This is a genomic window from Streptomyces glaucosporus, assembly GCF_039533345.1.
Taxonomy (GTDB): domain Bacteria; phylum Actinomycetota; class Actinomycetes; order Streptomycetales; family Streptomycetaceae; genus Streptomyces; species Streptomyces glaucosporus.
On record NZ_BAAATJ010000007.1, the window covers coordinates 35,209 to 48,068 of the forward strand.

Sequence of the window (12,860 nt, forward strand, 5' to 3'; positions counted from 1 at the left end):
CGGCGGGCGGCCGCGGAGCGCCCTACTGCCCCGGGCCGTCCGCGGCGCCCCGCGCGGGGCCGTCCGGTCCGGCCTTCGGGGCGCCCGTCCCGGACGGCCCCGCGGCCGCCTCCGCGGTGGCGCCGTGCGGGACGGCGCCGCCGTGCAGCGCGTTCTCCGCCGCGTACTTCCGCAGGTAGGTGACCACGGTGTTGAGCACCGCCACCACCGGGACCGCCGTGACCGCGCCGGGGATGCCCGCGATGAGACTTCCGCCGGTCACCGCCAGCACCACGCCCAGGGGGTGGACGCTCACCAGCCTGCCGAGGATGAGCGGCTGGAGCACATGGCCCTCCAGCTGCTGCACGGCCAGCACCACCGCGAGCACGAGCAGCGCGGTGACCATGCCCTGGGCGACGAACGCCACGAGGACGGCCAGCGTCCCGGAGGCGAAGGCGCCGACGATCGGGATGAAGGAGAACAGGAAGATGAAGACGGCCAGCGGCACCGCCATCGGCACGTCGAGGAAGTAGATGCCGATGCCGATGAAGAACGCGTCGATGAAGGCCACGATCACCGTGCCGCGCACATAGCTGGTGAGCGTCGCCCAGGCCATCGGACCGGCGCCCGCGACACCGCCGCGCGCCACCTGCGGCACGAAGTTGAGCGTCCAGTTCCACACGCGCCGGCCGTCGTAGAGCAGGAAGATCGACACGAACAGCGCCAGGAGCGCGCCGGAGAAGAACTCCACCACGACGGTCACGCCCTGCCAGCCGGCGCTGGTGATCTCCTGGCTGTTGCTGCCGATCCAGTCGTTCAGGCTGTCGGCGACGTTGTTGATCTGCTCCTCGGTGACGTGGAAGGGGCTGTTGAGCAGCCAGGTCTTCAGCTCCTCGATGCCGCCCTGGACCTGCTTGGTGAGGTCGTCGAGGTTCTCCATCACCTGCCAGACCACGAACCAGCCGACCAGCCCGATCGCCGCCACGCCGGTGACGAAGGTGATCATCGTGGCCAGTCCGCGCCCTATCCCCAGCCTGCGCAGGCGGGCGACCGTCGGCTGGAGCAGCGCGGTGATCAGCAGGCCGATGGCGAAGGCCAGGACGAGCAGGCTGAAGGCGCTGATCACCTTGACCAGTACGTATATGACCCCCGCCAGGATCAGCAGCCGCCACCCCACCTCGGCGGCCACCCTGACCCCCCACGGCACCATGGACGCGGGCGGGGGCGGTCCGTCCGGCGGGCTCACCACGACCGGCGCGGCGGGCGGGGACGGCGGTGCGGCGTCCTCCGCCCCTCTCCCGGCCCGCTCCCGGCGTTCGGTGACCTGCTCGGCGAGGCGCGACACGCTCACCCTCAGCCTCTGAAGTCTCGACATGCCGCTTCCTCCGCCCCCCGTTTCCGCTCGGCCGGTCCCAGTATGGCGTCCGGCCCGGACCGATCGGCGCATATGCCGCACCGTCCGCCCTGTCGTGGGACGACTCCGCCCGGGTAAAGGGTTGCTTCTTTCCCGGCATGCCAAACCCCCCGTCCGCCGGACGGGGGGTTTCGTTCCGGAGCGGGTGGGCCCGGACTCAGTACCAGTGGTTGGCCTGCCAGAACTGCCAGGCGCCGCACGGGCTGCCGTAGCGGTCGTTCATGTAGTTCAGGCCCCACTTGATCTGGGTGGCGGGGTTGGTCCGCCAGTCGGCCCCGGCGGAGGCCATCTTCGACCCCGGAAGCGCCTGGACGAGGCCGTAAGCGCCCGAGGACGGGTTCTGCGCCCGGTAGTTCCAGCCGCTCTCGCGCTCGACGATGTTGGAGAAGCACTGGAACTGGCCCGCGCCCACGATCTGCTGGGCCATCGCCTTGATCTGGGCGACCGTGTACGAGCTCTGCACCGCGATGTCGGTGCGCTCGGCCGAGCGGCTGGCGGCCTGCTGCGCCTGCTGGCGCTTCTTCGCGGCATCCTTGGCGGCCTTCTCCGCCGCCTCCCTCTTGTCCTGCGCGTCCTTGGCGGCCTGGATGCGCGCGGCTTCCGCCGCGGCCTTCTTCGCCGCCGCGTCCGCGGCGACTGCGGCGTTGTCCGCCTGCTGTGTGAGGGAAGCGGTCTGTACCTGGGCCTGCTGGCCGGCGGGTATGTCTGCGAGGAGCGTCGCGTCCGCGGCAGTGGCCTCGACCGGCTCGGTCGTGCCCTGCTCGTTGCCCGAGGCCACACCGACGACGGCGCCGACGGTGGTGACCGCGGTGGCAGACGCCACGGCGAATCCCCGGACCGAGATCCGAGTCACACGGTTTCCTTCCACACTGCCCGCTCAGGTGACCTCGCGGGCGCGCTCGTGCCCCTGACACGGGCCTCCCCACGTGCTGGTCACGGGAGGCGCTGGCCCGGCCGGGTCCCTCCGGGGGGAGGGATCCCGCGTGGTGCTTCGGGCGGCGTACGGCTCGCTGCTGTTGACTTGTGGGTCCGCACCGGGTGGCGCGGCTGTGCCGTACGCGGGGCCTGACAGGACCCACACCCTGCCGGAAAAGAAACGACAGATGCAATTCCGTGACACGTGGGAAACCTCACACCTCCTCCGGCCCTCCGATTCCCCGGAAAACCGCGCGCGGAAGGGCCCCGCACGGCTACGCTTCTGCGTTCCGCCGCGCGGGGCCCTTCCCAATCAGCCCCGAACCGGGGCGAATACGGCCCGGGCGCGCTCTAGGCCGGCCCGTCCTCCAGCATCTCGGTCACCAGTGCCGCGATCGGCGACCGCTCGGACCGGGTGAGGGTGATGTGCGCGAAGAGCGGGTGCCCCTTGAGCCGTTCGACCACGGCGGCCACCCCGTCGTACCGCCCGACGCGCAGGTTGTCGCGCTGGGCCACGTCGTGGGTGAGGACGACCCGGGAGTTCTGCCCGATGCGCGACAGCACCGTCAGCAGGACGTTCCGCTCCAGCGACTGGGCCTCGTCGACGATCACGAACGCGTCGTGGAGCGAGCGGCCGCGGATGTGGGTGAGCGGCAGGACCTCCAGCATGCCGCGGGCCACGATCTCCTCGACGACCTCACGCGTCGTCACCGCCGAGAGGGTGTCGAAGACGGCCTGCGCCCAGGGGTTCATCTTCTCGTCGGCGGTGCCCGGCAGGTAGCCCAGGTCCTGGCCGCCGACCGCGTACAGCGGCCGGAACACCATCACCTTGCTGTGCTGCCGCCTCTCCAGCACCGCCTCCAGGCCGGCGCAGAGCGCCAGCGCCGACTTGCCCGTCCCGGCCCGGCCGCCCATCGAGACGATGCCGACCTCCGGGTCGAGCAGCAGGTCCAGCGCGATGCGCTGTTCGGCGCTGCGTCCGTGGACGCCGAACGCCTCGCGGTCCCCGCGCACCAGTCCGATCCGGCCCTCGGGCGTCACTCTCCCGAGGGCTCTGCCTCTCTCGGAGTGCAGGACGAGTCCGGTGTGCACGGGCAGTTCCGCGGCCTCGGGCACGTACACGCTCTCCGCCGCGTACAGCTCGTCCACGTCCTCGGCGGCGAGCGTCAGTTCGGCCATGCCCGTCCAGCCGGACTCGGTGACGGCCAGCTCGGCCCGGTACTCCTCGGCCAGGAGCCCCACGGACGACGCCTTGATGCGCAGCGGCAGGTCCTTGGAGACGACCGTGACGTCGTACCCCTCGGCCTGGAGGTTCCTGGCCACCGCCAGGATGCGCGAGTCGTTGTCGATCGGCCTGCCGTGGTCCCCGCGCATGGTGGAGGGCAGGACGGCCGGGTCGGAGTGGTTCAGCTCGACCCTGAGCGTGCCGCCCAGGTCTCCGATCGGGATCGGCGCGTCCAGCCGTCCGTGCAGGACGCGGTACTCGTCCAGCCGCCTCAGGGCCTGGCGGGCGAAGTAGCCCAGTTCCGGGTGGTGGCGCTTGGCCTCCAACTCCGTGACCACGACCACCGGAAGCACGACCTCGTGCTCGTCGAAGCGGGTCATGGCCGCCGGGTCGGCGAGCAGGACGCTGGTGTCGATGACGTAGGTGCGCCGGTCGTGGTCTCGGCGCTTGGTGCTGGTCACCACGGATGGACCTACCCCCTCGGAAGAGATCGGGGTGCGACGGCGTCGCGGGGGATGCGGCCGGGCTCCGGCCCCGTGCACGGGCCGGGCACCGGCCCTCCGCGTACTCCGTGCGGCTGCGCACGGTCGTCCGTGGTGTGCAAAGGGCCTCCCGGGGCCGCCTCCCTGGACCGGGAGCCGGCCTGCTGGGGGTATTCCCTTCCCGCACCGCCACCATGCAATGGCATATGCCGTAGGTCGGATGAACAGACGGCGACCGGGAGGGAACCGGGGGCGCGGAAGAGCGCGGGAGGGGGTCCGGAGCGCCTCAGGTTCCGTAGCGGCGGTGGCGCGCCGCGTAGTCCCGCAGCGCGCGCAGGAAGTCCACCTTCCGGAAGGCGGGCCAGAACACGTCGCAGAAGTAGTACTCCGAGTGCGCGCTCTGCCAGAGCATGAAGCCCGACAGGCGCTGCTCGCCGCTGGTGCGGATCACCAGGTCAGGGTCGGGCTGGCCGCGCGTGTACAGGTGCTCGGCGATGTCCTCCAGGTCGAGGGTCTCCGCCAGCTCCTCCAGCGTCGTGCCCCGCGCGGCCCGCTCGGCGAGCAGGGAACGCACGGCGTCGACGATCTCCTGCCGGCCGCCGTAGCCGACGGCGACGTTGACGAGTATCCCCGTGTTGTCCCGGGTGGACTCCTCGGCCTCCTTCAGGACCCGCTGGGTGCGGTCGGGCAGCAGGTCCAGGGTGCCGACGTGGTGCACCCGCCAGCGGCCGTCGGCGGCCAGGTCCCGCACCGCGTCCTCGATGATGCCCAGCAGCGGGCCGAGCTCCTCGGCGGGCCGGCTGAGGTTGTCCGTGGACAGCAGCCACAGCGTGACCACCTCGACGTCCGTCTCGGCGCACCAGCCCAGCAGCTCCCGGATCTTCTCCGCGCCCGCCTGGTGGCCCTGCTCCGTCGTGCCGCCCGCGGCGCGCGCCCAGCGGCGGTTGCCGTCGAGGATGACGCCGATGTGCTTGGGCACCTGCTCATGGTCCAGCCGGCCCTCGACCCGGTGGGCGTAGAGCCTGTAGACCAGCCGGCGCAGCCACCGGGGGTACCACCGGGTCCGTCCCCGGGAAGATTGCAGCATCGGTTCGTTCAGCCCCTCCATGCCGGTCCCGAGCGTTTAGCACCTTACTGCGCTTTCGTACGGCCGCACGAACCGGGAACGTCACAGAACGGTAGTAGGCAGGAGCGCACGCACCCCATGAACGCCATGAACCCCTCACACCCCCGCCCCGCCGCCGCCTCCCGCTACGGCGCCATGCGGTACCGGCGCACCGGCCGCAGCGGCCTGAGGCTCCCGGAGATCTCCCTGGGCCTGTGGCACAACTTCGGCGACGACCGGCCCCTGGAGACCCAGCGGGCGATCCTGCGCCGCGCCTTCGACCTGGGGATCACCCACTTCGACCTGGCCAACAACTACGGCCCGCCGCCCGGGGCGGCCGAGGCCAACTTCGGCCGGATCCTCGCGGAGGACTTCCGTCCCTACCGCGACGAGATCGTCGTCTCCACCAAGGCGGGCTACCTCATGCGCCCCGGCCCCTACGGCGAGTGGGGGTCGCGGAAGTACCTGCTGTCGTCCCTGGACGCCTCGCTGCGGCGGATGGGACTGGAGTACGTCGACGTCTTCTACTCGCACCGCTTCGACCCCGAGACCCCGCTGGAGGAGACGATGGGCGCGCTGGCGTCCGCCGTCCACCAGGGCAAGGCCCTCTACGCCGGCGTCTCCTCCTACAGCGCGCGGCGCACCCGCGAGGCCGCGCGCATCCTGCGCGACATGGGCGTCCGGCCGCTGATCCACCAGCCGTCCTACTCCATGATCAACCGCTGGACGGAGGAGGACGGGCTCCTGGACACGCTGGAGGAGGAGGGCATGGGCTGCATCTGCTTCGCCCCCCTCGCCCAGGGCCTGCTCACCGACAAGTACCTGAGCGGCATCCCGGAGGGATCCCGCGCCGCCCGGGGCTCCTCCCTGGACCCGGGCCTGCTCACCGACGAACTGGTCGGGAGGCTGCGCGGACTGAACGCCGTCGCCGAACGCCGCGGCCAGTCCCTGGCCCAGCTCGCGCTGACCTGGGTGCTGCGGGACCCGCGGATGACGTCGGCGCTGATCGGCGCCAGCAGCGTCGCCCAGCTGGAGGCGAACGTGGCCGCGCTCGACGGCCCGGAGCTGACCGACGAGGAGCTGGCGGAGATCGACTCCTACGCGGTCTCGGCGCCCGGGGTGAACATCTGGGCCCTCAGCAGCGAGGGCTGAGCCGGGCGGGCGCGGGGCGGGTCCGGGCGCCGGAAAGGAAGCGGGCCGGTCCGTGGGGGGGATACGGACCGGCCCGAGGGGGGGGATTCCACCATAGCCCCTGCCGCGGTGTGCCCCGCGCACCGACAGGCCGGTTCACACGGTCAGTCCCCCCAGCAGCAGCCCCACGAGGGCGCCCGCCACCATGAACGGACCGAACGGCATGGCCGCCTTGCGGCTCGCCCGCCGCGCCACGACCAGCGACATCCCGTAGACCGCGCCGAACAGGAAGCCCGCGAACGCCCCGCCCAGGAGCACGTCCCAGCCGTACCACCCAAGGGCTACCCCCACCGGGATCGCCAGCTTGACGTCCCCGAAGCCCATGCCGCGCGGATTGATCAGGAACAGCACCAGGTACGCCCCGCCCAGCGCCGCCCCGCCCAGCAGGGCCCGCACCCAGCTGCCGCCCGCCCCGGGCAGCAGCGCGGCGACCCCGAGCAGGGCGGCGCTGCCCGCGGCGAGCGGGAGCGTCACCACGTCCGGCAGCCGGTGGACCCGGCGGTCCACGACCGCCAGCAGCACCGCGCAGGGCACCAGCAGCAGCCACACCGCCAGCTCCGGCCGCACTCCGACGGCCGCCGCCACGAGCGCGCACGCCACCGCCGTGGCCGTGGCCGCCGGCGCGGCGCCCGGCCCGTACCGCCCGTCCCGGCCGCTTCCGCACGCGCCGCACCGGGCGGGTCCCAGCCATCCCGGCAGGACGTGTCCGGCGGGGCAGTGCGCGCGCCACCGCGCTCCCGGCTCGACGGCGAGCCGGTAGGCGGCGCGCGGCAGGAGCAGCCCGGCGGCGGCACCGTAGACGGCGGCGAGTGCGGTCAGCGTGAGGAGCACGCCGCGAGCGTAGGGCGGACGGCCGGGCCGGGCATGGGCCCCAGGGCCCACGGCGGGGCCCATCTCCCGTTCCGCGCCCGCTCCTTCCGGTCCGTCTGGTAGAACGGCGCTGCGCAACCACACCGACGGACGGCGCGACACGGGGGGCCGGGCATGGGTCGCTGGCAGGACGGCAGGGGAACGCTCCGCGTCGCGGGCGCCCCGGCGGGTGTCCCGGTGGAGATCGCCGCGTCCTACCGGGCCCGCACCCGCGGCCTGCTGGGGCGCGACGGCATCGACGGGGCGATCCTGCTGACCCCTGCGAGCGGTGTGCACACCTTCCGGATGCGGTTCCCGATCGACGTCGCCTACCTCGACCGCCGGCTGACCGTCCTGGCCGTGCGGACGATGAGGCCCGGACGTCTCGGCCTCCCGCGGCCGCGCGCCCGCCACGTGCTGGAGGCCGAGGCGGGCGCCATGGCGCGCTGGGGGCTGCGGCCGGGTGCGCGGATCACGCTGGAGGCGTGAGCGCCGCCCGCGCCCCTGTGCGCCCGGCCCGGGAGTCCGCCGCCGGGGCCCGGGGGCCCGGGGCCCGGGGGCTTCTCAGAGCTTCGCCCGGTCCATGGGAGTGGGCAGGGGGGCCAGCGCCCCGGTCTTCCGCAGGGCCTCGTTCACCGCGAGCACCAGTTCCGTCCCGGGGGCCTCGCCCTCCGGGCCGGAGAGGTCGATGACCACGCCGCCGTGCGCCACCGGCAGCCGTCTGCCCGGCAGGTCGTCGGGGACGAGCGCCGCGCGGCCGGCGGAGAGGTGGACGGCCCGGCCGCACCGGGGGCTGGAGTTGTCCAGGTCGAACGCCTCCCTGACGGCGGACATCAGGGCACGGTCGGCGAAGTCGCCCCAGTCGACGTCCCAGGCCCCGGCGAGGGCGGTCAGCGCGTGCGGCAGCCGGCCGACCAGCGGGTCGTCCGCGTCCGCCTCCTTGGAGCGCATCTTCAGCACCACGCTCTGCGGGACGCCGCCGGCGACTCCGCCCGCCGTGGCCCCGATCTCGACCTTCGGTCCTCCGGCCCGCCGCGTCCACAGGCCGGTCCGGTAGCCGACCGGGTAGGCGCCGGGATCCGGGTCGTGGCGGACGATGTACTCCGCGAACCCCTCCGGGTCGAGCGCGACCGGCGGGGCCTCGGCGCCGGCCTCCGCGACCTCCCGCCAGTCCGAGAAGACCTCCCCGTCGAGCTCCCGCAGCCGTCCGAGGAAGTCGAGCCAGCGGTCGGCCAGCTCGCGCGGAGTCTCCTCCCGCGGCCCCCAGAAGCCCCGTACCGTGAGATTGATCATGATTCCCGGTCCTATTTCTGCACGGGCGTGTGGACGACCTTCACGTTAACGCCCGCGTCCTCGAACGCCTCCCTCGCGGCGTCGGCCACGTTCTTGTTGGAGAAGTGCCACTCCACGGGCTTCCCGCCGGCGGCGTCGACCTGGGCGGTCGCCTGCTTGACCCACCGGTCCGCGACGTCCTGGGACAGCTCGCCGTCCGTCACGTGCTTCCCGTAACCGAACTTGGCCTCCAGGTACGTCCGGCGATCGGAGTCCCAGCCGTCGAACTCGATGTCCCGGCCGCCCTTGGGGTTCCTGACGAGGTACTCCTTGCCCCGCTTCACCTTGGAGACCTGCTCCTGGTACCGGATCCACCGCTCCGCGGCCGCGGAGTTCGCGGGGCGCTTCCTGGAGCCCCACTTGCCGTCGCCCTTGTCCTTGGAGCCGAGCCTGGGGTTCTTCAGGTCCTTGTACCAGGAGGGCTTCGGCCACTTCTTGAAGTCGTCGGGCTTCTTGGCCTCGGGCTTCTTGGCCGGGCAGTTGTGGACGAGGACCGCGGAACCGCCCACCTCCACGTAGTAGGTGTGGATGCCCTCGACGGACAGGTCGTGGGTGCGCTGCCGCCGCTCGTAGCGGTCGACGTCCGTCACCCGCAGGGAGGCGCCCTCGGGGGTCCGGAGCTCGTCGCCCGGACGGATGTCGCCGGCGTCGGCCCAACGCGCCTCGTCCGCCAGCCAGAACGGGTGGGTGTCGGTGGCCGTCACCGTCACCGGGCGGCCGTCCACCAGCACCGTCAGCCGGGTGAAGTGCTTGTCGTTCTCGGTGGTGATGGTGCCGGCGACGGGCCGGGCCGTGGTCAGCCCGCGGTACGGGTCGGTGACCGTGACCAGGTCGCCCGCCCGCACGTCCTCGATCGCGGTCCGCCGGCCGTCCGCCAGCAGGACGGGGGTGCCCGGCAGGAAGCTGTGCTCGCAGGCGTCCTCGGCCTTCCCGAGCCGCTCCCGGGCCTTCCGGAGCTTCCCCGACTTGTCGACCATGCCCGTGAGGCCGTCGTAGAGGTCGCCGCCGTGCTTCTTGATCTTCTTGACGAGCTCGACGGCCCTCTTCCACTTCCACGGCGCCCCGTACTTCGCCGCCAGCTTCCCCACCGCACCGCCGATCAGCGACGTCAGCACGTTGATCAGCGTCTCCGTGCACGCCGCCCCGTCGCCCTCGGTGATGCAGTCCAGCGCGTCGGTGATGCCCAGCTCCTCGGCGAGGATCTTGGCCAGCTCCTCCGCCGCCTCCCTCGCCTTGTCCTTGTCACCCTGGAGCGCCTTCTCGAGGTCCTGGACCTCCTTCAGGGCGTCCTGGTACTCCCTCTCCTCCGGGGACTCGGTCTGCTCGCCCTCCGGGTAGGGCTCGTCCGCGGCGGCCTGGTCCGCGTCGGGATCGTCACCGGGGTAGTCGTCGCCACCGCCGGTGCCGTCGGGGCCGGGTCCGCCGCCCGGGTCGTCACCGGGGCCGTCGGGGCCGGTGGGGCCGTCGGCGACCGTCTCCTCCCCGCCGCAGTCCCCGCCGCCGGTCACCCTGCAGATCTGCTCGTTGATCTTCCCGGTGATCTCGGTGCCGATCCCCGTCGCCACCAGGGCGCCGACGATCACGACCACCACCGCGACCAGCCCGACGTACTCCGCCGCCGTCTGCCCGGCCTCCGGATGCCGCAGCCCGAGCACGCGGACCGGGGAGACCGGCTCCCGCGGGGCCCTGCGCTCCCGGGCCAGGGCGAACCACGCCCTGGCGCTCGGCGCCGAGAGCAGCACCACCGCCAGCAGCGGCAGGACGAGGTGGACGGACCCCCACCACACGCCGTCCCGCGTGTTCTGCAACGCCTGGACCAGCACCCAGCCCTGGACGGGGTACGCGCTCGCCCACGCCCGGCGACCGGCCACCCGCATCCCCCCGGCCAGCAGCGCCCCGATCACCCCCGGGGCCAGGGCGCACACCGCCGCCCAGCGGCCGGGCGCGCCGTCCAGCGCGTCGGCGGCCGACAGGCCGAGGAGCGCGAAGAGCACGAGTCTGGCCGCGACGACGGCGCTCGGCATCGGCACACGGCCGTCGTGCCGGCGGATGCGGCCCACCGCGGGTATGAGTCCGGACATGCCGGCGAGGCTATGGAGCGGCCGCCCGGACCGCATGGGCCCGTGGGCCCACTTCCGGACCCAACTCCCCCGCCGCCCCCGGGCCGCGCCGGCCGGCTCCCCGCCTCCGGTTCCCTACCGCTCCAGCTTCTCGATCTGGGCCGCGACCACCGACTGCGGAATCTCGGGCGCGGCGAAGTCCGTCAGGTTCATCGAGTAGAAGAACGCCACGGTGGAGCCCGAGCGGACCACCTTGAACAGCAGCGGCACCTCGTCGCCCTCCATGTCGCCGACCACCTGGTAGGCCAGGGCGTCGTCGGCGCCGGTGGGAGCGGCGAGCTCCCTGACGGCGGAGTACTTGCCGGTGCCATCGCCGGTCTTGGTGGTGAAGCCGCCCGCACACGCCTTGACCGCCTTGCGCAGCCCCTCCATCAGGCTGTTCGCGTCCTCCTGCTCGTACGCGGCGAGCATCTCGAAGAGGATCAGCCCGCCGTCCTCCTCGTCGTCGGAGGTGCTGATGAACTGCCGGTGGATCATCTCGGCCGGCTCGGGCCGCGGTGCGCCCCCGATCACCGAGGCGATCGGCCGGCACTCGGCCCGCTCGGCCTTCTCCTGCCCCGCCCCCGACAGCTCCTCCTCCGACGGCGTCTTGACGGTGTACCCGGAGACGTCCGCCGTCTTCAGCGCCGCCTTCTCCAGTTCCGCCCGGGACAGGAGGTTCGCGGGCGCGGCCGGTTCCGTACGGACCGGGGAGGGGGCGGCGGACCGGTCCGCGGGCGCCGAGGAGGTCCCGCCCTTCTCCGCTTCCCTCGCCCCTTCCCCGTCCGCCGGTCCGGAGCCGCCGCAGGCCGAGGCGAAGCCCAGCGCCAGAACGGCGGCGGCCGCGGGGAGGAGGCGGGTTGCACGAGTCTTCATGGTGGCGGTGCTCCTGTGCGCATGGGCGTCTGCCGCGCCCGTGGTGTGGTGTCGTCGGACGGCGGGCCGGCCGGCGCTTCCCGCCGGCCGGCCCGCCGGAGAGTCCCGCAGGCCGCCGGCGGCCTACTCCTCTCCCCGGGGGAAGGAGACCTCCACCCGGCGGTTCTTCCTGCGGCCCTCCTCCGTGGAGTTGTCCGCGATCGGGTAGTCCTCGCTGTAACCGCGGATGTTGAAGGTGATACCGGCGTCGAGGTCCTTCAGCAACTGCCTGTGGACGGCCTCGGCGCGCCGCTTGGACAGGACCTGGCCGTGCTCGTACGAGCCGAGGTTGTCGGTGAAGCCGAAGACGTTCACCTCCGTGGCGCCCTGCTTTCCGATCTCCTCGGCGATGGCCTTGATGCGGCCGTTCGCCTCGGCGTTGAGCTTGGCGCTGTCCTTGCCGAAGAGCACCTCGGCCTGGAGGGCGAACTTCACCTGCGAGTTGGTGTCCTCGCGGCGTTCCTCGCCTCCCTGGTCCTCGACGACGAACTTGATGTCGAGGACCTTGGGCTCGGCGAGGGTGGCCCCGTCGACCATCTTCAGGTCGGGGTCGTTGCCGTCGATCTCGGGCGGCTCCGGCGTGGTTTCGGTGCCGGGGGGCCGACTCGGCCCGTCTTCGGCACGGGCACTGGTGACCGACAGGGTGTGGGCACCGCCGACGAGTACGGCGACGGCGAGTGTGGTGACGGCGAGGCGCGAGGGCACGATACGCGTTCGGTTGTCGTTCATCGCCACTCGCTCACTGGGTGATCTGAATCGTCACGGACGGAAAGGACGGCAACTGGAAGTCGACCTCGTTGCTGTCCTCGGGCGGTGCCGGGAACTGCATGAAGATGGCCATTTCCTTGCCCGCGTCCACCTGGGTGAACCCCGAGGTGCAAAGGCAACGGCCCTCGGTGTCCCGCAACACGTAGTACCGCTTCTTGTCCGCCTTGTCGATCAGCGTTGCACCGCCGACGGACTGGCCGCCCCCCTGCAGTTCCGTTTCGGTGCCCCGCCACTCCGTCGTCGCGTAGTAGGCCTTGTCTCCGGTGTTCTTCACCTGGCCGTTGACGGTGACGAAGCCGCCCGAGTCCCGCTTGGCGCTGTAGAGGGTGAGCACCATGCCGTCCCTGCCCTCGACCTCGGCGATCTTCTGGTTGGTGTCGGGACCGGTGTCCGGCTTGTCCCCGCCCTCCTTGTTCTCCGGGCTGGGCTGCGACGACGAGCCGGAGCTCGTCTTGTCCTCGTCACCGCCGCCGCAGGCCGTCGCGGCAAGGGCGAGCGTCACAGCCATCAGTGCTGCGGCCGCCCCCCTGCGGGCCTTCACGGTGCGCCGAATGCTCATGGAAGTTCTTCCTTTACTCGTCGTTCG

Annotated in this window: 12 protein-coding genes; 2 read left to right on the plus strand and 10 right to left on the minus strand. The window is 72.5% G+C overall.

Features of this window, described 5'->3' with window-relative positions; all coding sequences use genetic code 11:
* Positions 1–22: 22 nt before the first annotated feature.
* The 4 genes from ABD358_RS10375 to ABD358_RS10390 form a co-directional block, all read right to left on the minus strand.
* The gene (locus ABD358_RS10375) at positions 23–1,354 is read right to left on the minus strand and encodes an AI-2E family transporter (RefSeq protein ID WP_344630617.1); all 1,332 of its coding nucleotides are present in this window, start codon (positions 1,352–1,354) and stop codon (positions 23–25) included.
* A 196-nt stretch (positions 1,355–1,550) separates the two neighbouring features.
* Positions 1,551–2,246, minus strand: coding sequence for an aggregation-promoting factor C-terminal-like domain-containing protein (locus tag ABD358_RS10380; RefSeq protein WP_344630618.1), 696 nt, complete (start codon positions 2,244–2,246; stop codon positions 1,551–1,553).
* Positions 2,247–2,659: 413 nt separating this feature from the next.
* The gene (gene phoH2, locus ABD358_RS10385) at positions 2,660–3,997 is read right to left on the minus strand and encodes an RNA 5'-3' helicase PhoH2 (RefSeq protein WP_344630619.1); all 1,338 of its coding nucleotides are present in this window, start codon (positions 3,995–3,997) and stop codon (positions 2,660–2,662) included.
* Positions 3,998–4,301: 304 nt separating this feature from the next.
* The gene (locus ABD358_RS10390; protein ID WP_344630760.1) at positions 4,302–5,102 is read right to left on the minus strand and encodes an isoprenyl transferase; all 801 of its coding nucleotides are present in this window, start codon (positions 5,100–5,102) and stop codon (positions 4,302–4,304) included.
* A gap of 126 nt (positions 5,103–5,228) precedes the next feature.
* Between ABD358_RS10390 and mgrA the strand changes: the two genes are divergently transcribed.
* Positions 5,229–6,272 carry an L-glyceraldehyde 3-phosphate reductase gene (mgrA, locus tag ABD358_RS10395; RefSeq protein WP_344630761.1) on the plus strand — a complete coding sequence of 348 codons (1,044 nt, stop codon included), beginning with the start codon at positions 5,229–5,231 and terminating at the stop codon, positions 6,270–6,272.
* Between the two features lie 135 nt (positions 6,273–6,407).
* On the opposite strand, the gene ABD358_RS10400 is transcribed toward mgrA, so the two are convergent.
* Positions 6,408–7,142 (minus strand): prepilin peptidase, encoded by a 735-nt coding sequence (locus ABD358_RS10400; RefSeq protein WP_344630620.1) that lies wholly within the window; start codon positions 7,140–7,142, stop codon positions 6,408–6,410.
* A 153-nt stretch (positions 7,143–7,295) separates the two neighbouring features.
* Here ABD358_RS10400 and ABD358_RS10405 point away from each other — a divergent pair, with 153 nt between their 5' ends.
* Positions 7,296–7,649, plus strand: a complete 354-nt coding sequence (locus ABD358_RS10405) for a DUF192 domain-containing protein (protein ID WP_344630621.1) — start codon at positions 7,296–7,298, stop codon at positions 7,647–7,649.
* A 75-nt stretch (positions 7,650–7,724) separates the two neighbouring features.
* On the opposite strand, the gene ABD358_RS10410 is transcribed toward ABD358_RS10405, so the two are convergent.
* The 5 genes from ABD358_RS10410 to ABD358_RS10430 form a co-directional block, all read right to left on the minus strand.
* Entirely contained in the window at positions 7,725–8,453 is a 729-nt protein-coding gene (locus ABD358_RS10410; RefSeq protein ID WP_344630622.1) for a hypothetical protein, read from the minus strand.
* 11 nt (positions 8,454–8,464) lie between these two features.
* Positions 8,465–10,573, minus strand: coding sequence for a Tox-REase-5 domain-containing protein (locus ABD358_RS10415; protein WP_344630623.1), 2,109 nt, complete (start codon positions 10,571–10,573; stop codon positions 8,465–8,467).
* A 114-nt stretch (positions 10,574–10,687) separates the two neighbouring features.
* The gene (locus ABD358_RS10420; protein ID WP_344630624.1) at positions 10,688–11,467 is read right to left on the minus strand and encodes a hypothetical protein; all 780 of its coding nucleotides are present in this window, start codon (positions 11,465–11,467) and stop codon (positions 10,688–10,690) included.
* A 123-nt stretch (positions 11,468–11,590) separates the two neighbouring features.
* Complete coding sequence (locus tag ABD358_RS10425) at positions 11,591–12,235, minus strand: OmpA family protein (protein WP_344630625.1); 645 nt, start codon at positions 12,233–12,235, stop codon at positions 11,591–11,593.
* A gap of 10 nt (positions 12,236–12,245) precedes the next feature.
* Positions 12,246–12,833 (minus strand): hypothetical protein, encoded by a 588-nt coding sequence (locus ABD358_RS10430; RefSeq protein WP_344630626.1) that lies wholly within the window; start codon positions 12,831–12,833, stop codon positions 12,246–12,248.
* Between the last annotated feature and the right edge of the window lie 27 nt (positions 12,834–12,860).

Excerpts from the sequence above, each read along its gene's own strand:
- ABD358_RS10390 (WP_344630760.1), bottom strand. The coding sequence starts at position 5,102 with ATGCTGCAATCTTCCCGGGGACGGACCCGGTGGTACCCCCGGTGGCTG.
- ABD358_RS10405 (WP_344630621.1), top strand. The coding sequence starts at position 7,296 with ATGGGTCGCTGGCAGGACGGCAGGGGAACGCTCCGCGTCGCGGGCGCC.
- mgrA (WP_344630761.1), top strand. The coding sequence starts at position 5,229 with ATGAACCCCTCACACCCCCGCCCCGCCGCCGCCTCCCGCTACGGCGCC.
- ABD358_RS10420 (WP_344630624.1), bottom strand. The coding sequence starts at position 11,467 with ATGAAGACTCGTGCAACCCGCCTCCTCCCCGCGGCCGCCGCCGTTCTG.
- ABD358_RS10415 (WP_344630623.1), bottom strand. The coding sequence starts at position 10,573 with ATGTCCGGACTCATACCCGCGGTGGGCCGCATCCGCCGGCACGACGGC.
- ABD358_RS10430 (WP_344630626.1), bottom strand. The coding sequence starts at position 12,833 with ATGAGCATTCGGCGCACCGTGAAGGCCCGCAGGGGGGCGGCCGCAGCA.
- ABD358_RS10375 (WP_344630617.1), bottom strand. The coding sequence starts at position 1,354 with ATGTCGAGACTTCAGAGGCTGAGGGTGAGCGTGTCGCGCCTCGCCGAG.
- ABD358_RS10425 (WP_344630625.1), bottom strand. The coding sequence starts at position 12,235 with ATGAACGACAACCGAACGCGTATCGTGCCCTCGCGCCTCGCCGTCACC.
- ABD358_RS10410 (WP_344630622.1), bottom strand. The coding sequence starts at position 8,453 with ATGATCAATCTCACGGTACGGGGCTTCTGGGGGCCGCGGGAGGAGACT.